This is a genomic window from Deltaproteobacteria bacterium (assembly GCA_019309545.1).
GTDB lineage: Bacteria > Desulfobacterota > Desulfobaccia > Desulfobaccales > Desulfobaccaceae > Desulfobacca_B.
The window spans coordinates 1-18,211 of record JAFDGA010000026.1 but is presented as its reverse complement, the minus strand read 5'-3'; the positions used below and the strand labels follow the sequence as shown (position 1 = coordinate 18,211).

Annotated in this window: 19 protein-coding genes, 1 tRNA gene and 1 pseudogene; 13 read left to right on the top strand and 8 right to left on the bottom strand. The window is 55.1% G+C overall.

Going from position 1 to position 18,211, the window contains the following annotated elements; all coding sequences use genetic code 11:
- Position 1: 1 nt before the first annotated feature.
- Together JRG72_09030 and JRG72_09025 are read right to left on the bottom strand one after the other, a co-directional pair.
- Positions 2-691, bottom strand: a complete 690-nt coding sequence (locus tag JRG72_09030) for a phosphoribosyltransferase (protein ID MBW2135354.1) — start codon at positions 689-691, stop codon at positions 2-4.
- Entirely contained in the window at positions 691-1,491 is an 801-nt protein-coding gene (locus JRG72_09025; GenBank protein MBW2135353.1) for a hypothetical protein, read from the bottom strand. Before JRG72_09025 ends, JRG72_09030 begins: the two co-directional genes overlap by 1 nt.
- A gap of 278 nt (positions 1,492-1,769) precedes the next feature.
- Here JRG72_09025 and JRG72_09020 point away from each other — a divergent pair, with 278 nt between their 5' ends.
- The 7 genes from JRG72_09020 (at position 1,770) to JRG72_08990 (ending at position 8,548) form a co-directional block, all read left to right on the top strand.
- A complete protein-coding gene (locus JRG72_09020) occupies positions 1,770-2,207 on the top strand; it encodes a hypothetical protein (GenBank protein ID MBW2135352.1) in 438 nt (145 codons plus the stop codon).
- A 296-nt stretch (positions 2,208-2,503) separates the two neighbouring features.
- Positions 2,504-3,709: a threonine ammonia-lyase gene (locus JRG72_09015; GenBank protein ID MBW2135351.1), complete on the top strand. Its 1,206-nt coding sequence runs from the start codon at positions 2,504-2,506 to the stop codon at positions 3,707-3,709.
- A 287-nt stretch (positions 3,710-3,996) separates the two neighbouring features.
- Positions 3,997-5,178 (top strand): pyridoxal phosphate-dependent aminotransferase, encoded by a 1,182-nt coding sequence (locus JRG72_09010; GenBank protein MBW2135350.1) that lies wholly within the window; start codon positions 3,997-3,999, stop codon positions 5,176-5,178.
- Between the two features lie 6 nt (positions 5,179-5,184).
- Positions 5,185-5,499 (top strand): DUF721 domain-containing protein, encoded by a 315-nt coding sequence (locus JRG72_09005; GenBank protein MBW2135349.1) that lies wholly within the window; start codon positions 5,185-5,187, stop codon positions 5,497-5,499.
- A gap of 184 nt (positions 5,500-5,683) precedes the next feature.
- Positions 5,684-6,295 (top strand): carbonic anhydrase, encoded by a 612-nt coding sequence (locus JRG72_09000; protein MBW2135348.1) that lies wholly within the window; start codon positions 5,684-5,686, stop codon positions 6,293-6,295.
- 23 nt (positions 6,296-6,318) lie between these two features.
- Positions 6,319-8,175, top strand: coding sequence for a RiPP maturation radical SAM C-methyltransferase (locus JRG72_08995; GenBank protein ID MBW2135347.1), 1,857 nt, complete (start codon positions 6,319-6,321; stop codon positions 8,173-8,175).
- Complete coding sequence (locus JRG72_08990; GenBank protein ID MBW2135346.1) at positions 8,156-8,548, top strand: response regulator; 393 nt, start codon at positions 8,156-8,158, stop codon at positions 8,546-8,548. Before JRG72_08995 ends, JRG72_08990 begins: the two co-directional genes overlap by 20 nt.
- Here the strand turns inward: JRG72_08990 and JRG72_08985 are convergent.
- Positions 8,523-10,040 (bottom strand): glycosyltransferase family 39 protein, encoded by a 1,518-nt coding sequence (locus tag JRG72_08985; GenBank protein ID MBW2135345.1) that lies wholly within the window; start codon positions 10,038-10,040, stop codon positions 8,523-8,525. The two genes, JRG72_08990 and JRG72_08985, sit on opposite strands and share 26 nt — an antisense overlap.
- A 103-nt stretch (positions 10,041-10,143) precedes the next feature.
- On the opposite strand from JRG72_08985, the gene JRG72_08980 reads away from it, so the two are divergent.
- The 3 genes from JRG72_08980 to JRG72_08970 are packed head-to-tail and all read left to right on the top strand — an operon-like array spanning position 10,144 to position 12,146.
- Entirely contained in the window at positions 10,144-11,046 is a 903-nt protein-coding gene (locus tag JRG72_08980; GenBank protein MBW2135344.1) for an LD-carboxypeptidase, read from the top strand.
- Between the two features lie 23 nt (positions 11,047-11,069).
- On the top strand, positions 11,070-11,774 hold the full coding sequence (locus JRG72_08975; GenBank protein ID MBW2135343.1) for an MgtC/SapB family protein: 705 nt from the start codon (positions 11,070-11,072) through the stop codon (positions 11,772-11,774).
- A gap of 21 nt (positions 11,775-11,795) precedes the next feature.
- Positions 11,796-12,146 carry a hypothetical protein gene (locus JRG72_08970; protein ID MBW2135342.1) on the top strand — a complete coding sequence of 117 codons (351 nt, stop codon included), beginning with the start codon at positions 11,796-11,798 and terminating at the stop codon, positions 12,144-12,146.
- Between the two features lie 17 nt (positions 12,147-12,163).
- Here the strand turns inward: JRG72_08970 and ccsB are convergent, their stop codons facing one another.
- From ccsB to JRG72_08950, 4 genes are all read right to left on the bottom strand, one after another.
- A complete protein-coding gene (gene ccsB, locus JRG72_08965) occupies positions 12,164-12,997 on the bottom strand; it encodes a c-type cytochrome biogenesis protein CcsB (protein MBW2135341.1) in 834 nt (277 codons plus the stop codon).
- A complete protein-coding gene (locus JRG72_08960) occupies positions 12,994-14,346 on the bottom strand; it encodes a cytochrome c biogenesis protein ResB (protein ID MBW2135340.1) in 1,353 nt (450 codons plus the stop codon). The genes ccsB and JRG72_08960 overlap by 4 nt, the downstream gene beginning before the upstream one ends.
- A 123-nt stretch (positions 14,347-14,469) precedes the next feature.
- Complete coding sequence (gene gcvH / locus JRG72_08955) at positions 14,470-14,892, bottom strand: glycine cleavage system protein GcvH (GenBank protein MBW2135339.1); 423 nt, start codon at positions 14,890-14,892, stop codon at positions 14,470-14,472.
- Between the two features lie 87 nt (positions 14,893-14,979).
- A complete protein-coding gene (locus JRG72_08950; GenBank protein ID MBW2135338.1) occupies positions 14,980-15,750 on the bottom strand; it encodes an alpha/beta hydrolase in 771 nt (256 codons plus the stop codon).
- Between the two features lie 278 nt (positions 15,751-16,028).
- On the opposite strand from JRG72_08950, the pseudogene JRG72_08945 reads away from it, so the two are divergent.
- The 3 genes and pseudogenes from JRG72_08945 (at position 16,029) to JRG72_08935 (ending at position 17,796) form a co-directional block, all read left to right on the top strand.
- Positions 16,029-16,998: pseudogene (locus JRG72_08945) on the top strand (hypothetical protein).
- A 4-nt stretch (positions 16,999-17,002) separates the two neighbouring features.
- Complete coding sequence (locus JRG72_08940) at positions 17,003-17,617, top strand: indolepyruvate oxidoreductase subunit beta (protein ID MBW2135337.1); 615 nt, start codon at positions 17,003-17,005, stop codon at positions 17,615-17,617.
- Positions 17,618-17,719: 102 nt separating this feature from the next.
- A tRNA-Pro gene (locus JRG72_08935) sits at positions 17,720-17,796 on the top strand.
- Positions 17,797-17,824: 28 nt separating this feature from the next.
- Here JRG72_08935 and JRG72_08930 read toward each other — a convergent pair.
- The coding region (locus tag JRG72_08930; protein ID MBW2135336.1) for a transposase at positions 17,825-18,211 on the bottom strand (387 nt) is incomplete at its 5' end.

Below are 18,211 nucleotides of genomic sequence, written 5' to 3'. Positions count from 1 at the left end.
TTCAGGGGCGTTGCGCCGGTTGATATTTTTCCATAAAGGCCATGACCTCGGTGTCGGTCAGATCATACCAGTTCTGATAGGCGTCGGCAACGGCAAAGGCCAATCCGCCGCGGATATTCAAGCACACCAGCTCATCCACTTTCGGCTCAATAAACCTGACGGTTTTCAGAAAACCGGTGGGAACGGCAACGATAATCTTAGCCGGATGGCGCTTTTGGATAAATTTAATCGCCGCCAGCATGGTGTAGCCGGAAGCCAAGCCATCATCGGCCACAATCACCGAGTTATTGGTAAGATCTGGGAACGGCCTGCCGCCCCGGAACAATGCCTGGCGCTGCCGCAGAATCTCCATGGTCTTATTGACCTGCTCCTCGATTTCGGCCGGCTTCAGCCTTAGTCGGGGCAGCAGGCTTTCGTTAAAAATGACCTCACCATCCGGGTTTACCGCGCCAAACCCAGCTTCCGGGTTCCAGGGAATCTGGACTTTGCGGACAATTAGCAGGTCCAGGGGCAGATCAAGGCCCCGGGCGATCTCAGAGGCGACCGGCATCCCACCCGAGGGGATGCCCAACACTAGGGATTGTGTATGTTTATATTTTTCCAGTTTTTGCGCCAGCCCTTTCCCGGCGGCCGCGCGGTCCGAGAACACTTGCACTTTGTCCCGGAATTTCGGCTCTTCTATAATCGCCATTATTTCTGGACCTCCCTAGCGGCCAGCCATTGGCGCTGGAAATCTTCGGCTAGCCGGGCTACCCGCTCTCGAAACCCCTCCTGGGTCAGCACGGCAGCCTTGAGGCCGACGGTAAGACTGATCTCCGCCAGATAACAGCTCTCCTCCGACAGGTGCATCAGATCGATGATGGCATAGGGGAATTTTCCTCGGGTCATCACCTCCTGACACCAAGACAGTTGGGCGTTGGTCAGTGCTACCGGCCGGGAATGGCCTCCGAGAATGAGATTGTTCCGAAAATTATGCGGATTATAGCGTTCATAAGCTTCGATATAATCCCCCAGGATAATGGCCCGCAGGTCCCGAAAGTGGGGCACAAAGGGTTGCACTACCAGAGGGTAGGTTAACGGATTCAAGGAGGCCAGGCTGACCAGGTCTTCTAGAGAAGCCCAGAGGTTAACCCCCTGGCCGCAATTGGCCCGATCGAGCTTGGTAACAATACGCTCCACGCCCCGGGCTTGGTAGTCGTTGAGACGGGCCAGCAGGTCGCCGCGTCGATAAGCCACAAAGGTTCCGGGCAACATGAATTCTTTCAGCACCTCGGCCTGAGCCGCTTTTGATCGGCTCAGAAGCTGGGCCAGAGCCGCAGGAAACAAAGTTACGCCCTGTTCCACCAGGTCTAACAACTTATATTCCTCCCCGGCCCTGAGAGCGATCAGACCTAGCACTAAATCCCCGGCCTGCAAATTCGGATAAGATTCACGAAACTGCCGGGAAGTGCGGATAATCCGGCCCGCGGCCGGTGGGGTTATGGCCTCCATATACCAAACTTAGTGAAAAACCCCAGGGCTGTCAAGTCACCCAAGCTCAGGACCATATCTATCTCCGGCTGAAATTAAGCCGGAGCGGTTAATATATTTCAGGTGCAACCCATAACGATATTTACCTGGGAATGTTCTCTACAATTTTTTCCAGGAAACAGGAAACCATAAACGGAAAACAGTATAAAGCCGGGGAATTTTCTATTTACAGAAGTCGATGAAAAAGGTTATGGTAATCAGTAATTGTTCGCAAATTTCAAGCCACGAGGCGTTACGACATGTGTTTAAGTATAAAGCGTAGCTGTGTCTGTGGGGAACATGAGGCCCATGTCATGAATCGGGACAATATCTTGCCGGCGGAGATTCTGGTCAACCTGTATTGCCCAAAATGTCGGCACTTGGCGGTCTGGAACCCCGACACGATGATCGAAGATAAAGGCTGGATTTTGGAATATGATCTGGAAGCCGCCCAGTTTTTCTTTTGGAGAAGAAGGGGTATACAACCGATAACCCCTGAATTTCTGTTTGACGAAGGATATTGCAGCTGGCACGGTCTGACCCCCTTGGATCTGGATGAAAGTGCCCGGATTCATCGGGAATTAGCTCCCTTGTTGGCCCAGGATCGACTGGTCTATATCAATCGCCTGAAAGAACTGTGGATCGATTATGTCGCCCACTTGAAGGCCGACGGCTGGCGGAAGGCTCAAAGGACCTGAGGATAGCCTCCCGCAGTCTGACCATTACCGGGCAAAGAGACAACGGCGGATTGATTCGGTACAATTCCCTCGGTAATTTATGGCCGAACCACAATCATGACTATCTGGGGCCTGGGGTTCAGGCCTTTTTTTATTATTCAGAGCACTTATAAGGTTAATTTGAGAGGAGGGTCGGGGGACCAAGGACCCCCGCCCTCCCCTCAAGCTCCCCTCCCACCCCCCTTAAAGGGTTGGGGGTGATGGTTTTTGGCTAGACCCAATTCATTTATTCTATGACCTGATCAATATTTATGGCGATGGTTAGCTTAGAGGATATTACCGCAGCTCAGGAACAGCTGCGGGGGCTGGTTCTTCATACCCCGCTGATCTATTCCGATATCCTGAGCCGGAGTGCGGGACGGGAGATCTTTTTAAAGCTGGAAAACCTCCAGATCACTGGCTCTTTTAAGCTCCGGGGTTCGCTTAATAAGCTCAAACGGCTGACCGCGGCTGGAAAGGTCACCGGGGTGGTGGCTGCTTCGGCCGGTAACCACGCCCAGGGAGTGGCCTATGCTGCCTCCCGCTTGGGGATTCCCGCCACCATTGTCATGCCCCGCTGGGCTTCCATCTCTAAACAACTGGCCACCGAGGGTTATGGCGGTCAGGTCATCCGCTGCGGCGATGATTTAGCTGCCGCTCTGGCCAAAGCCCAGGAGCTGGCCCGGACCGGCCTGATTCCGATCCACCCCTTTGATGACCCGGAGGTGATTGCTGGCCAAGGAACCATTGGACTGGAAATTCTCGCTGACCTGCCCGGAGTGGACAGTGTGGTGGCGGCGGTAGGAGGTGGCGGCCTGGCCTCCGGCATTGCCGTGGCCCTGAAAGAGATGAAGCCCCGGGTGCAGGTGGTTGGGGTGGAGGCCAGCCTGGTCCCGGCCGCCCAAGCAGCCCTAAAGGCTGGCCATCCGGTTACGGTGGCGGCGGCCTCTACCCTGGCCGACGGCATCAATGTCACCCAGCTGGGGGAACATACTTTTCCCCTGCTGCAGCGTTATCTGGATGAGTTGGTGCTGGTGAGCGAAGCCCAGATCGCTGAGGCCTTGCTGGTGCTGTTGGAGAAAAAAAAGCTGCTGGCCGAAGGCGCTGGAGCAGTACCGGTCGCCGCCCTGCTTGGATCGCTGCAGGGCCGCGACCTGGGAAGGCAGGTGACGCTGGTGATCAGCGGCGGCAATATTGATATCCCGCTGGTGGGTCGGGTGTTGCAATGGGGCCTGATTCACTCCAGGCGACTGCTGACCCTGCGGGTGGTGCTGGCCGATATTCCGGGGGCACTGGGCAAATTGTCATCTATGCTGGGCCAGCAAAACGCCAACATTCTGCACATTTATCACGACCGCCGCTCCGGTGATTTGCCCCTGGATTATACCCGGGTAGAGGTGGATCTGGAAACCCGCGGTCCTGAGCACTGCCAGACGATCATCCAGGCCCTGCGAACTGCTGGTTACGCGGTGGAAGAGAAATAGCCATATTGCCGAAGAGATAATCATTGCCAGCGCCATGCTAATCTCCGTAAACCGGCCGTGGCCAGCTTTTTAAAATAACATGGCATTGATAGTTACATATAAATATATTAAGGATGCGCAGATAGAAATCCCTAACCAAACCCAAAGCTTTTAAATTATCAACATCCCCCGGAGATTACAGCCCGGGACTCAGCGATCAGGACCGCTGATGCTCTACGTTTCGGGCCGCCAAAGAAAAGGGTTTTTTGATTATGGTTATTGTTAAACACCCAATCGAGATTTAAGTTATGGCAATTTCAAAAAAAATCAGGGCGGCGATCGAAGGTTCCTCCTGGATCCGCCGGATGTTTGAAGAAGGGGCTGAACTAAAGGCCCGTCTCGGAGCTGATCAGGTCTGTGATTTTACCCTGGGCAACCCGGACCTGGAACCACCACCGGCTTTTAAAATAGCCTTATGGGAGGCGGTTCAGGACCCCCAGCCGGGGTTACACCGCTATATGCCTAACGCCGGGCTGCTGGCCAGCCGGCAGCAGGTGGCCCGCTACCTGGAAGAACTGCACGGCCTGCCCTTTACCGCCGATAATTTAATCATGACCTGCGGCGCGGCCGGAGGCCTCAATGTCATCCTCAAGGCCCTCCTCGATACGGGGGATGAGGTGATCATTCTGGCCCCGTTCTTCCCGGAGTATCTATATTACATCGATAACCATGCCGGAATCTGCCGGGTGGTGGAGACCGACGACCATTTTCGGATAGATCTCCAGGCCCTGGAGGCCGCGCTCAGTCCTCGGACCCGGGCGGTGCTAATCAATTCTCCCAATAATCCTACCGGGCAGATCTATGATCAGGCCAGTCTTCAGGCTGTAGGACAATTATTAGCTGACCATAGCCAACGTTATGGACACCCCATCTACCTGATTAATGATGAGCCGTACCGCCGCCTGGTATATGACGGCTTATTGCTGCCCAGCGTCTTCGCGGCCTATCCCCATACCCTGGTGGCCACCTCGTTTTCCAAAGACCTGTGTTTACCGGGGGAGCGGATCGGCTATGTGGCGGTCAGTCCCCAGGCCCAGGATCGCCAGGAACTGGTCACGGCCATGATCCTGGCCAATCGCATCTTGGGGTTTGTCAATGCCCCTGCCCTGATGCAGCGGGTGGTGGCTCAGTTGACTCACCAAGGAGTGGATCTGAAAATCTACGCCGAGCGCCGGGAACTTTTTTGCCAGATCCTCAACCAGGCAGGCTATGATCTGGTCAAGCCCCAGGGGGCCTTTTATCTATTTCCCCGCTCTCCCATCCCTGACGACGGGGCTTTTATCCAGGAACTTAAACAGGAAAATATCCTGGCGGTTCCAGGACGTGGTTTTGGCCGGTCCGGCTATTTCCGCCTGGCCTTTTGTGTCCCCCAATCGGTGATTGAACGGGCCGCGCCTGGCTTTGCTCGGGCGCGGGCCCGGGTAGCCTGAAGGAAGATGTCCAAGCGCATCAAGCTACCCCGACCAGTGTCGGTCAGCGAGGTTTTGAAGAAAGTTCTGAAACCTGCTGATCTGCTCGTCACCCAGCAGCGGGCCCAAATTCGCGCCGCCTGGGAGCGGATAATAAGCGATCAGTTGCGGGCTCAGACCCGGCTGGTGGATTATCAAAGGAAGGTCCTGTGGGTTGAGGTGCAATCCAGCCTGTGGATGCAGGAGTTACAATTTCTCAAATCCAAGATTTTGGCGGATTTAAATGAAATATTGGGCCCTGGGGTGGTCAACGATCTGCGTTTTAGAATCGGTGCCGAATAATGGTTAGCCTTCGGATTTATCCGAGGTCTCAATCCCTGGAGGGGTCGTTATCAAGGTGTTATCCTGCCCCGAAAAACATTGTGGAATCCAGACGATATCCGTGCTATAGTGGCGGACAATATCTCCTGACCAGTGAACAGGTCGGGAAATTGAGTTCTTTATCCAGCACAGGAGGTCAAGTGGAATGAGTGATGCAGCTACTGAAGCTTTGAATAAATTGTTGGCTGGAAATCAACGCTTTGTCCGCGGCGAGCGTGCCCCGCAGAATTTTATCAACCGCCGCCAGGAACTGTTGGCCGGACAGCAACCGTTTGCCATCGTGCTCGGTTGTTCCGATTCCCGGGTGCCGCCGGAGCTGCTGTTTGACCAGGGCCTGGGCGATATTTTTGTGGTGCGCACCGCCGGCCAAGTCCTGGAAGCTACCAGCATCGCCAGTATTGAATATGCGGTTGATCATCTGCACGTCCCGCTACTGGTAATCCTGGGTCATGACAATTGCGGCGGAGTGACCGCGGCGGTGAACCACGAAGGCCGGGGTGAGGGCAATATTGGGGTGTTATTCAGCAAAATCGTCCCTTCCATGGAACGGGCCCGCCAAATGGCGATTCCGGAGGCGGAGTTTATTGAAGCCGTAACTGATCTCAACCTGGATACCCTGGCCGATCAACTCTTTGCGGAAAGCACAATTGTTCGGGAGGCGGTCACTCAAGGCCGCTGTCGTGTAGTGGGGGCCAAATATTTCCTGGCCTCTGGCCAGGTTAAGATACTTACGCCGGAGTATCGGCCGTCTAATTGATTTTTCAGTAATTTTTAAGAAATATGCCTCAGCCCGGCGCTATCGCCCTGATCGCCATGCCTTGGCCGCTTTTTGAGCGGCCATCTATTCAATTGGGGGCACTAAAAGCTTATGTGGAAAAACGCGCCCCGCATATTCAGGTGGAGGTCTTCCATCATTATGTGGCAGTCGGCGCCAGTTTAGGAATCGAACTCTATCAACAGATTGCCGCTGGGAGGGTGGAAACCGAATTCTGCTATGGAGCGCTCCTGTTTCCCGAACAGCGGGACCAATTAGAGGCTGCCTGGCGTCGACGCCATCCCGCGGGAAAGAAAATCGCCCTATCGGAAATTTACCGGTGTCTGGAACAGTGTTTCACCACCTTGGCAAACCGGGTGGATTGGCCGCGGTTCGCCCTAGTAGGATTTTCGCACTGCACCTGGCAGTTGGCTGCCTCCCTCTATGGCTTGCGTCAACTCAAGGCCAGGCATCCGCATCTGCCGGTGGTGCTGGGCGGTTCCGGCTGTGGCGGAGAAATGGGTGCCAGTCTGCTGAAAACCTTTCCGGAAATTGATTATGTGATCCAAGGCGAAGGAGAAACAGCCCTTCTGGAGCTGGCTGAGCGGATCCTCTTGGCCCGCGCCGATTCCGGATTTACAAGTCAGAATATTCTTTATAAAGGGATTTCCGATATTGAAGAAGACACCCAGGTCGGCCTTCCCGCCGACTATCAGGTGGCTGAGCTGGACAGCTTACCAATGCCTGACTATCGGCCGTATTTTCTAGAAATCGCTGAGCATCTGGGACCGGCCCCATTTCTAGCGACTCTGCCGGTGGAGTGGTCCCGGGGCTGTTGGTGGCAGACGGCCACGCGCCGGGGGTGCAAGTTCTGCAACCTCAACCTGCAATGGCAGGGTTACCGGGCCAAGTCGCCCCCGCGTTTGATCCACGAAATAGAGACGCTGTCATCCACTTACGGCTGTCTAGATTTTGCCCTGATGGACAATGTCTTGCCGCGCCAGGGGGTGGCTGATTTCTGTCAGGGGTTGGGGAATCTTAAACGGGATTGGCGGATTTTTGTAGAGCTCCGGGCCGATTTGCCGGCTGACCTGTGGGTCAAACTGCGCCAGGCGGGTGTCCACCAGGTGCAGATCGGCATCGAGGCGCTCAGTGCCAGCCTGTTGCGAAAGATGGGCAAGGGTACCACGGTGATGGATAATATCCATGCCCTGAAATGCTGTGCCGAAGCTGGAATTGTGGCTCATGCCAATCTGATCTATGATTTTCCGGGCGCCAGTCCGGCGGAAGTTTCCGAGACCCTGAACGTCCTACCGTTTCTGGCCCCCTTTCCAGCGCTGACTCCAGTGCGGTTTTTCCTGGGAATGGGCAGTCCCCTGTATCGCCGGGCCGAGGCGGAAGGGCTGAAGTTAACCGGCAATCATGCCGATTATCATCCTATATGGCCAGAGTCTCAGTTTCCCCATCTAAAATTGGTTAAACAAGGTTATCAGGTGAACCAAAACAGCGCACGAACCTCTTGGCGACCGGTGCTCCGGGCACTCAATGATTGGCAAAAGCATTACCAGGCGTTGGAGCGCGCCTATCCTGGGCAGCCACATCTAAGCTACCGGGATGGCGGCAGCTTTTTGTTAATCAAACGACTCCAGAAATCCCTGCCACACCAGAACTTCCGGCTGCAGGGACGGTCCCGGGAGATTTATCTCTACTGCCGGTCACCCCGCTCTTTAAACCAGATCCACCAACAGTTTCCCCATTTTTCACCGGAGCGGCTGACTGCCTTTTTGGACGGGTTGGTAAGCCAACGCTTGATGTTTCGGGAGGGCCAAACCTTTCTGGCTCTGGCCCTCAGAGAGGCGCGCCATGCGAGTCCAGATGACTGACCAGCAAGTAACTGTCTTGCTGGTGGACGATGATCCCCAGATCCTCAAATTGGGGCAGGAACTTCTGGAGCATTTGGGTTATCAAGTCCTGGTGGCCGCCGATGGCGACCAAGCCGTTAATCTCTATGAATCCAAAAATCCCGTGGTTGACCTGGTAATTTTAGATTATCTCCTGCCTCGTCGGGACGGTGGCCAGATCTTACGGCAAATAAGAGGACTTGACCCCCAGGCTAAGGTTATCTTGGCCTCTGGCTTTTTTGAACAGAGGGACATTGACCAATTGGAAGCTGCTGGGGCCAGCGGGCTGATTAATAAACCCTATCGGGTCAAGGAACTGGATGCGCAGATCAAGAAGGCCCTGGGGCAGGGTTAGCAATGACCTGATCAGACTGGACGGGCAGAGCGCGAGGAATATAACCCAAGAGCGCCGCCCCGGGACGGGAAAGCTCCAGTACCCTTTGCCAACCTTCTCCCAACAATCGGCGACTGAACTGTTCGATCCAGGCCCACTCTTCAAAGTGGGAAAAGATCAACCACAGGCGCGGCGGCGGTGATTCCAGATCGGAAGGCAGGAGCAGGTTGCGGTCATTACAGGAGCGCCCCCATATTACCGCCGCTGCATCCCCCTGATAATAAAATTTAAAGGGGGGGATGGCAAAGTAATAAACATATATCAATTCTCCCGGCCCCAGATTGGTTTCCAGATAGTCCACCAGAGGCTGGATTTCCTCCCGATTGGCCTGGGGATGCAGGTTTTCCTGCCAGGTGGTCAGGGGGTTAATCCAGACCAACAGTCCGGCTATCAGGGCAACTTTAAGCCAGACCGTATTCCGTTGCCAGACCCAATGGGCCACTGCCATTACTCCCGCCCCTACCACTAAATAAAGCAGCGGAGCACTGTATAGCATCAGACGCACCCCACCATGATGCGCCATAAAGGGATAGCGCTCCAGAAAGGCCGCCCCCAGGGCCAGAACCAGGGGACCGAGCCAATAGAGGACCGCCCGCGGAGTGGAACTCTGGAGCAAAACTAGCAACCCCGAAATTAAAAACCCCAGGCCGATAAGCCACCTGGGCCAATCCCCCAAAAAATAACCCAAATAGCGGACCCACGCCCCGGCCAGCCACTGCAGGAAGGCCGACAGGCTGGCCAGATCAGGAAAATCCTGCTGCCAGTAAATCAGCAGCTCCGGAGCTACCTGATGCCGGAGAAACAGCAGATAATAGCCCAGAAATGCCAGGCCCAGGGCACCAAAGCTTATAGCCCAGCGCCAACGCGGCGCAGGCAGTTTCCACCCCAGGACCGTTCCTGCTACGGGCAGAACGAAAATCAACGGTGGGGAAAACCCCAGCCCCACGGCCAGGATCAGGGTGAAGGCCAGCCACCCCCGCTGCCCCTGGTTCCGAAGCAGTCGTTCAACTAAAACCAGTGCCAGTACCGCAAAAAAGGCGTCGGCACCGTACTGCTTGAGCTCTTTTGAATAGTAGACTAGACGGGGAGCGATGGCCACCAGGGTCAGGGCCATCAGTCCAGCCCCGGGGGAAAGCAGTCGCCGTGCCAACGGCCAGAACAGTAAAACCGCACCCACTCCGAACAGGCAGGAGGTCAAACGCAGCCCGGCTTCGCTCTGGCCGGACAGTTTGGCCACCGCCCAGACCGTCAACAGATAAAGTGGCGGGGTGGATTGGCCCTCCTTCAGGACCGCGGCCGGTTGCTCATTAAGGGCGGCCAGAGCCACCCAGGCCTCATCAGTCCACAGGTTCCGCTCCCCCAGGTCGTAGCACCGGAAAAAACCGCCCAGGGCAATGATGAGCGCCACAAGGAGCAGCAGCCGCCCCGGTCCCCGAAGATTAGTCAAGACCACGTTTTTTTCATGATTTTTATAATCTCTGCATTTATAATAACATTATGAGGCCAACAACCGCGAACAAAATTTTTATCGATGCTGGAAATTCTTCGGCTTCCTAATGAACTCTGACTTTTTGATCAATTGGCCGCCGCCCCTGCGGCCCGGAGATTGTTTGGATGTGGTGGCACCAGCCAGCCCGGTGGCCCGAAAGCCGTTTCTGGCCGGGGTCCGGTGGCTGGAAGAATGGGGTTTTAGAGTGCGTTATAGGGAGGAAATTTTTCAGGAGCGGCGGTATGAGACCGCCGCTGACCAGGAGCGCTGCCATCTCCTAAGCCAGACCCTGGCTGATCCCGAAATCCGGGGGGTGCTGTGCGCCCGCGGCGGTTACGGTTCTCTGAAGCTTTTGGAACACCTGGACTACGCCGCCCTAAGCGCCCATCCGAAGCGATTTGTCGGCTTCAGTGATGTGACCAACCTGCTATGTACCTTTTACCAGCGTCTTAAGGTGGTGACCTTCCACGGCCCCACCGTAGCCCACCTGGGAGAGCTGACTCCCGCGGCCCGAGCCAGCTTGCAGAATGCCTTGACTGCTAAGGACCCCTTAAACCTAAGCTTTACGGGTCTGACGGTTTTATGTCCGGGCCAGACCCAGGGGCCCTTGTTGGGTGGCAACCTGACCACCCTTTGCCACCTGATCGGCACCCCCTTTGTCCCCCGCCTGGCCGGGCATGTACTGTTTCTGGAAGACCATAATGAGTCCCGCTACCGGATTGACCGGTTGCTGCACCACTTGAGGCTGTCCGGGTTATTGCAGGAGGTCACCGCGGTAGTGCTGGGGAGTTTTACCCGCTGTGGAGCAGTTGGGCCGCTCTTAGAAATTTTTCGCTCCACTCTGGAGCCTTTACAGATCCCGGTGCTCGCCGGTTTGCCGGTCGGCCATCAGCCCGATAACCATACCCTGCCCATCGGGGCTTGGGCCATAGTCAATGCCGAGACCGGCACTTTACGAATCGAGGGCTAATGATTTCCTGAGAGGGTTTAACCATGTGGGATTGGCAGCCACTGCTGTGGAACTTTGAGAAATTACTGATTGCCGCGCTGATCGGCGGCTGTATCGGCTTTGAACGTGAGTCTCATGGCCAAGCCGCAGGTCTGCGGACCAATATTTTGGTCTGCATTGGCTCCTGTCTGATGATGATACTTTCCCTGCACATGGAAGAGCTCTACCGCCATCTGATGGAGCATAACTCAGTGGTCCGCCTGGATCCGGCCCGGATTGCCTCATATGCCATTGCCAGTATGGGTTTTCTGGGAGCCGGGGCCATCATCACCGGCAGGGGTTCGGTGCGGGGTTTAACCACCGCCGCTGGTCTCTGGCTGGTCACCGGCCTTGGCCTGACCATTGGCGCTGGATATTTGATGCCAGCCATATTTTGTACTATTATCAGTTTGGTTGTCCTTTTCGGATTCATGCACATCAAATCACTCCTGCCCCGGGATGAGCATACAATGCTAACCTTAAAATTTGCCAGACGAGGGAATCCCCTCGAGCAGATCAAGCAAATTATGGCCGAACATCAGATCCTGATCAATTTCGTCAATTATAAGGCTGAGCCACCAAACGATATGGTGACCTATCGTTTGCGCTTGCAGAGCAAGGAAGATTTACCCTGGGGACAGATAGTCAAACGGTTGTCGGAGCTGAAATGGCTGCAAGAGATTCACTGGGAAGAAGGGGAAGTGCCATAAGTGCCAATAAAAAGGAAAACAATGGGCTTTTTACCTTATTTAAGCAACTGGCGCATTGCTCGGCTCAGCCTCCTGGCGCTGGCTTGTATCGGGTTGGGGACGGCCTCGCCTCTGTTGGCCGAGGACAGGGTCTATGATCCCCGCTGGCAACTGCGCTACCGCGTCGCAGGAGATCAGATCTACGACCCCAACTGGAAATTACAATACCGCTGGCGTGATGATAAAATCTATGACCGGAACTGGCGGCTCCAGGGCCGCATCCAGGACGGCAAGATTTACGATCGCCGGTGGCAGCGCTGGGGCACCATCCGGGACAATAAGGTTTATGACCGCCATTGGCGACTAAAATATCATCTGCAAAAATCGAGATGAGAATTCCGCAGCGATCTTCAGGTTAGATAGGCATGCAAGCCCGGCAGCAGAAAGCTCACCCCGAAATAGGTAAATAACACCGCCAGAAAGCCCACTACCGCTAGGATGGCGATGCGCTTGCCCTGCCAACCTTTGACCAGGCGAGCATGGAGCAGCGCCGCATAGATCAGCCAGGTGATCAGCGACCAGGTCTCCTTGGGGTCCCAGCTCCAGTAAGTGCCCCAAGCCGCTTCGGCCCACACCGCGCCGGTGAGGATGCCCAGGGTGAGCATAAAAAAGCCGATTACGATAGTGCGATAGATCAGGTGGTCCAATTCGCCGGCGGAAGGGATGGGATCAGCCTCCCCCTTGCTGGGCCGGGGCTGCCGGGTGCGGATCAGATAAAGCAGGGCGGCGCCAAATCCCAGAGCAAAGGCGGCGTAACTTATAAAGCAGGTAATTACGTGAATCTCCAGCCAATTGCTTCTGAGGGCCGGAATCAGCGGGGTAATCCGGCTGTCAACCCCGCCCAGTGAGGCATAGGCCAGCAGCAGGAAGGCCAAGGTGGCGACCAAGGCGCCCAGATAGGCTCGGGTCTGGCGCCAGAAGCCCAGGCAAACCACCCCTACCAGGGACCAGGAGCAAAACACCAGGGATTCGTAGAAATTGGACAAGGGCGCATGGCCGATGCCTAGCTGATAAGACTCCAGCCAGCGGTAGATCAAGGCTCCGGTATGGCCGCCCCAGCCCAACACCAGGCCGCCGCGGGCCAGCCAATCCAGACGAGGCCGCTGGAAGACCCTGGCAACCAGAAAGAGCAGGGCAGCACTAAAATAAATCAGGGTTACCACTCCCAGCAGGTGGGCGCTCATGGCGAGACTCCTTTTTCCAGTCGGGTCAACAACCGGGTTAACCGCCGCTGAAACGCTTCCCGGTTCCGGACGCCGCTGCCATGGATCTGGATAAGCCAGCCGTTTTGAGGGTGCGGCCGCAGGGCTACCGCCCAGCGCTGCCGGGGAGTAAAAAAGGCCAGCCAGAACCCTGGCAGCAACAAGATAAACCCGGCATAAGCCCACCACACCCCGGGATCTCTTTTTACCATCAGCCCGGAGGCGTAGCGAGTGGGCAGTTCGGCCAGGGTAAAGCGGTGTGGACCGGGCTGATCATCAACGCCCTGGGGAGTATTTTTCAACACCCAGAAAATTGCCGGATGTCCAGGGCCGTTTTTATAGGCCATCAGCAGGGCCGGCCCCAGTCCCTGAAAATCTGCTTCAATACGCAAAATGATCACCGAAGCTTCTCCACCCGGCAAGTCGGTCTTGGTCCGCCATGGGATTTCCATCTGGGTGCAAAGATTACCATGGCAGACATTCAGGCGGATCGGACCGGCCGGCACTGTCTGGTAACTGGCCTGATAGAAACTCAGTCCCTCATATTTTAAGGGATCATTGACCCGACAGGTTCCTTTGAATACTTCCCGGCCTTCTTTGATAAAGGTGAGTTCAGAGCGATATTCCCGGGGGGTACCGTCCGGATAGGATAAGATCTGAAATTTATCGAGTTGCACGGCAAAATCTAACGTTCGGCTCTCACCATGCCCGGCCACTTCCAAGCGATTTACCGCCTCGCCTTCAGGAATCACCACATGACCCTGAAATCCCCAGATCTTGCCAATAAATCCGCCCAGGATAATTAACACTATGCTCAGGTGGATCAGATAAGGTCCCAGATATCCCCGACGTCCCCGTAAACTTAAGTACCAGACCGCATCTACTTCGGCCTGGATTTGCGTCGTTCCCAGAACCTGACGCAGACAGGTCTCTAACCGGGGTCTGGGGTCCGGCTCCTCCGCCCCCCAATGGATTTGGCCGCGTTCGGGTAAGGCCTGATATTTTTCCAGGACCAGGGGCTGATGGAGCCGCCGCAGGGCATCGGGCAGCCGGCGGTAGGAACAGGCGATAAGATTAGCCAGAAGAAGACCAAGCAGGGCCAAAAACCAGGGACTTTGGTAAACCGTGGTCAGACCCAGCCGCCAGAATAGCGCTCCCAGTCGCGGGCCAAAACGGCTGAGATAATAGGCATATTTCTGCCCCTGGGGCAATAACGTGCCCATCAGGGAGGCCCCGGCTAACAGTAGCAGGAGTACTAAAGCCAGGCGGACGGAGATTAAACTGCTCCAACAGCGCCGGAGCAGACTTTGCAGAACTCGGTCTTGCGTCACAATCGGTGAACGATTAGGGGAAAGGGCATCATGGTTGATTTCCGCAAGATGTCGTTACTAACATTCGGATCTTTGAGATTGCAGCAATGGGCAGCGGAAGTTAGGACGAAAATTATTATAACCTCAATCTTCCTCTGATTCCTCTTCTTCTGCCTCTTCGTCCAGCAAGTACTCCTCGTATTCCTCCAGGGTAAGCAACTCGTCAAACTCTGAGTCCAGGAGATTTTCTATTCTTATGATCCAACCCTCATTATAGGGGTCCTCATTGGCGAGTTCCGGTGACTCGAGAAGCTCTTCATTGACTTCGCTAACCTCGCCTGAAACCGGGGTCAGGAGCTCTAACCGGCCTTCCCGGGTCTCGATGACGCTGAAGGCTTCATCTTTTACCAGCTCTTCGCCTTCATCAGGGAGGTTGAAATCGATGATTTCGCCCAATTTTTCCTGTAGATAATCAGAGATGCCGATGGTGGCACAGCCGTTCCCGTCCACTCTGACCCAGAGATGGTCTCGGCTATACCGAAGTTCCCCGATTTCTCTCACTTCCATTTCTCTCCTTGGTTAGAAAGCCTGGTGCCGAGAACAAGCTAAAGCTTATGTTTTATAATCATACCTCTCAGCTTTTGCAAGATTTTTTTAAAAAATCTGTTCGACGAAGCTTTTCAGCCGATTAAAATATCGCTGGCCGTCGATCAGATAGGTATCATTATGTCCCGCTTGAGGGACAGGGTAGAGTTCCTTCGGTGGCGGCGCCAGTTCATAAAGCTGCTCTGCCATCCAGAAAGGGACAACTTCATCCTGCTCCCCGTGAATAAACAGTTTGGGCAGTTTAAGGGCCGGAAGCCGATGGGTAAGATCAAACTTCTGAGCAAACAGGCCCTTGCCCGGCAGCCAGGCATAGTGGTGGCGAGCCATATCGCCGACCTTGGTAAAGGCCGCTTCCAGGATCAAGGCCCGCGCCGCAACCTTGGTGGCCAGATCTGCAGCAACCGCACCCCCCAGGGATCGGCCCAGGAGCACCACCCGCTCCGGGGGGATCGCCAACGAGCCGCAGAGGTGTTGATAAGCAGCCAGCGCATCTTGATAGACCCCTGACTCACTGGGGCGCCCCTGACTGAGGCCATAACCGCGATAATCAAAAATCCAGACCCCTAACCCAATCTGATGCAACCGAGCCATATAATCCAGCCGGTGACTGATGTTGCCACCGTTGCCATGGAACCACATGATTACCGGTGCCGCTCTGTCTGCCGGAACGTACCAACCATGGAGTTGCAGACCATCGCTGCTGGTAAAAAAACACTCTTGAAAATCCAAGCCCATTTGCAGCGGCGTAGCCTCCAAGCGGCGGCTGGGGAAGAAGATGAAGGTTCGTTCGATAAAGGCCTCGCAAGCCGATAACCACATCAGCATACTCCCCAGCAGCACCATCTGAATCGGGATTGCCTTTGATTTCCCCCTCCCCAACCATCGTCAGGCTGATTTAGGAGATATTATCGCCTCGGCAGGAAGCCTAGGCAAGGTGAATTTTCCGGTCAAGCTGATTAGGGGCGTTTTTCGGGTGGCTTTTCTAGTGGCAAAATCAGCGCCATTATGATATGCACCCCTGTGGAATTATGGCGGGTTGCTACCCCCGGCCATTCCGCTGTCTGATTAAGAATTCTGTTTTTAAGAGAGGTTAACCGATGCACCCTTTGCTGGCCGGTAACCCGGGTGAAAAGCGTCTCCTGCTGGGCAATGAAGCCATTGTCCGGGGGGCCTTGGAGGCGTGCGTAAGCCTGGCCACTACCTATCCCGGGACCCCGGCCTCAGAAATCGGCGATCGCCTATATCAGATTGCCCATGAAACCGGGCTGTATTTTGAATATTCGGTCAATGAAAAGGTGGCCCTGGAATGCGCTGCCGGAGCCGCCGCCTGCGGGCTGCGAGCCTTGTGTGCCATGAAACATGTCGGCGTCAATGTTGCCGCCGATATGTTGATAACCCTGGCCTATGTGGGGGTCAGAGGGGGATTGATTCTGGTCTCTGCTGATGACCCTTCCATGTTTTCCAGCCAGAATGAGCAGGATAATCGCTACTATGCCAGGCTGTCGGGGCTGCCTCGTTTCGGAGAGAGCGAAGCCATAGACCACCATTTCCTTTTTCCATGCCGGCATTCCTGGTCTGATCAATGCAGTCCACAACCATCACAATTTTCTGCTGGTAATCCTGGACAATGGCACTACCGCCATGACCGGACATCAGCCCCATCCGGGGGTAAAACCGGCCCCTCCCGGCTATGGCGGGCAGCGGATCGATTTAACCAAGATAGTCCGGGCCCTGGGCGTGGATGCCGTAGAGGTCGTCCATCCCCTGCATTATGACAAGAACCTACAGACCGTTAAAGCCCTATTGAGCCAATCCGGGGTGCGGGTGCTGATCTCCCGGTGCCCCTGTACTTTATATGTCCAACGCCTGTCCGGACGTAAAAAGACTAGGACTTTTTATGTCGGACCAGAATGCCGGGATTGCCGTCACTGCCTGGATTATTTCGGCTGCCCGGCACTACATCCCAGCCTGGTGCCCGGCGAAGGGGGTCGCATGGTAATCGATGAGGCCCAGTGTGCCGGCTGCGGGTTCTGTTCCCAATGGTGCGAAGCTATTCATGCCAAATAATATTATGGACAAGTCAATAAAATTGCGCATTTTTTGCACCGGTGTGGGGGGTCAAGGTACGCTGCTCGCCTCCCGAGTCCTGGGGGAAGCGGCGATGACCGCCGGCTATTCGGTCCTGGTCAGTGAGACCCACGGTATGGCCCAACGGGGGGGCGTAGTGGAATCAGCGGTAATCATCGGGGCTCTGGCCAGCCCGATTATTTCGCCGGGAGAGGCTGACATTGTTTTAAGTTTCGAAGCCTTGGAAGCCTTTCGGGCCTTGAGCCGCTGCCATCCCCAAACCCTGGTAATTACCAACACCAACACCATAATTCCCCAGCCTGTGGCCATCGGCCAGGCTCATTACCCTCCGGTTGACTATCTCCTGAATCTGTTAGCCCAACAGGTTGGCGACCTGTTTGCCTTCGACGCTGAATCTTTGGCTCAGCGGGCTGGCAACCCCAGAGCCGTCAATATGGTGTTATTAGGAGCTTTGGCCCGATCCGGACGGCTGCCTTTCCCCAAAGAAGTCTTCGTCCAAACCATCGCTGACCGAACTCCTGCCAAATATGTGGAGACCAATATGCAGACCTTCCGGTTGGGACAGGAGGCCGCAGCCCGGCAATCTAAGGCACCATAAGAGTCGTTGCGAACTCTGCCAGGCCTATTTGGGATAACAGGACTAGTGAGCCAATTGCCATTGACAGGCCGGGCGGTTGTTGATAAATTTATAAATCTATGTCGGGACGTAGCGCAGTCTGGGAGCGCACCTGAATGGGGTTCAGGGGGTCGGAGGTTCAAATCCTCTCGTCCCGACCAGAAATTATAATTATTATAGTGTGCACCATTAGTGTCCGGCACAAAAATTGAGTAAAGGTATTTGGTTATTGGCCGAGTATGGAGGATGTTTTTTAGGACAGATGATTCCCCAAAGGGAACGTCTTTCCATTAACATGGTTTGAATAAGTAGGGTCCACTCCAGGATGCCGAGATCCATAGTGCTTTTGATTTTTAACCAGATAAGCAGCAAATAGGCGATCAAAGCCGTCCAGATCTGGATTAAGACGGCATTGCGGGAAGTGCCATAAAAGGTTTTGATTTTCAGATTTTGTTTGATCCCTTTGAAAAACAGTTCGATCTGCCAGCGCTGCCGATAGAGTTCGGCAATATCCAAGGCCGACAGGTCAAAACGATTGGTCAAAAACACATATTCTTTACCGGTTTCCGGGGCGCG

What these genes read in the sequence shown, in the direction of transcription:
- JRG72_09000 (MBW2135348.1), top strand. Translation starts at nt 5,684, where the DNA reads ATGAGTGATGCAGCTACTGAAGCTTTGAATAAATTGTTGGCTGGAAAT.
- JRG72_09010 (MBW2135350.1), top strand. Translation starts at nt 3,997, where the DNA reads ATGGCAATTTCAAAAAAAATCAGGGCGGCGATCGAAGGTTCCTCCTGG.
- JRG72_09015 (MBW2135351.1), top strand. Translation starts at nt 2,504, where the DNA reads ATGGTTAGCTTAGAGGATATTACCGCAGCTCAGGAACAGCTGCGGGGG.
- JRG72_08980 (MBW2135344.1), top strand. Translation starts at nt 10,144, where the DNA reads ATGAACTCTGACTTTTTGATCAATTGGCCGCCGCCCCTGCGGCCCGGA.
- JRG72_08990 (MBW2135346.1), top strand. Translation starts at nt 8,156, where the DNA reads ATGCGAGTCCAGATGACTGACCAGCAAGTAACTGTCTTGCTGGTGGAC.
- JRG72_08970 (MBW2135342.1), top strand. Translation starts at nt 11,796, where the DNA reads ATGGGCTTTTTACCTTATTTAAGCAACTGGCGCATTGCTCGGCTCAGC.
- JRG72_08975 (MBW2135343.1), top strand. Translation starts at nt 11,070, where the DNA reads ATGTGGGATTGGCAGCCACTGCTGTGGAACTTTGAGAAATTACTGATT.
- JRG72_08950 (MBW2135338.1), bottom strand. Translation starts at nt 15,750, where the DNA reads ATGTGGTTATCGGCTTGCGAGGCCTTTATCGAACGAACCTTCATCTTC.
- JRG72_09025 (MBW2135353.1), bottom strand. Translation starts at nt 1,491, where the DNA reads ATGGAGGCCATAACCCCACCGGCCGCGGGCCGGATTATCCGCACTTCC.
- JRG72_08940 (MBW2135337.1), top strand. Translation starts at nt 17,003, where the DNA reads ATGGACAAGTCAATAAAATTGCGCATTTTTTGCACCGGTGTGGGGGGT.
- JRG72_09030 (MBW2135354.1), bottom strand. Translation starts at nt 691, where the DNA reads ATGGCGATTATAGAAGAGCCGAAATTCCGGGACAAAGTGCAAGTGTTC.
- gcvH (MBW2135339.1), bottom strand. Translation starts at nt 14,892, where the DNA reads ATGGAAGTGAGAGAAATCGGGGAACTTCGGTATAGCCGAGACCATCTC.
- JRG72_09020 (MBW2135352.1), top strand. Translation starts at nt 1,770, where the DNA reads ATGTGTTTAAGTATAAAGCGTAGCTGTGTCTGTGGGGAACATGAGGCC.
- JRG72_09005 (MBW2135349.1), top strand. Translation starts at nt 5,185, where the DNA reads ATGTCCAAGCGCATCAAGCTACCCCGACCAGTGTCGGTCAGCGAGGTT.
- ccsB (MBW2135341.1), bottom strand. Translation starts at nt 12,997, where the DNA reads ATGAGCGCCCACCTGCTGGGAGTGGTAACCCTGATTTATTTTAGTGCT.
- JRG72_08995 (MBW2135347.1), top strand. Translation starts at nt 6,319, where the DNA reads ATGCCTCAGCCCGGCGCTATCGCCCTGATCGCCATGCCTTGGCCGCTT.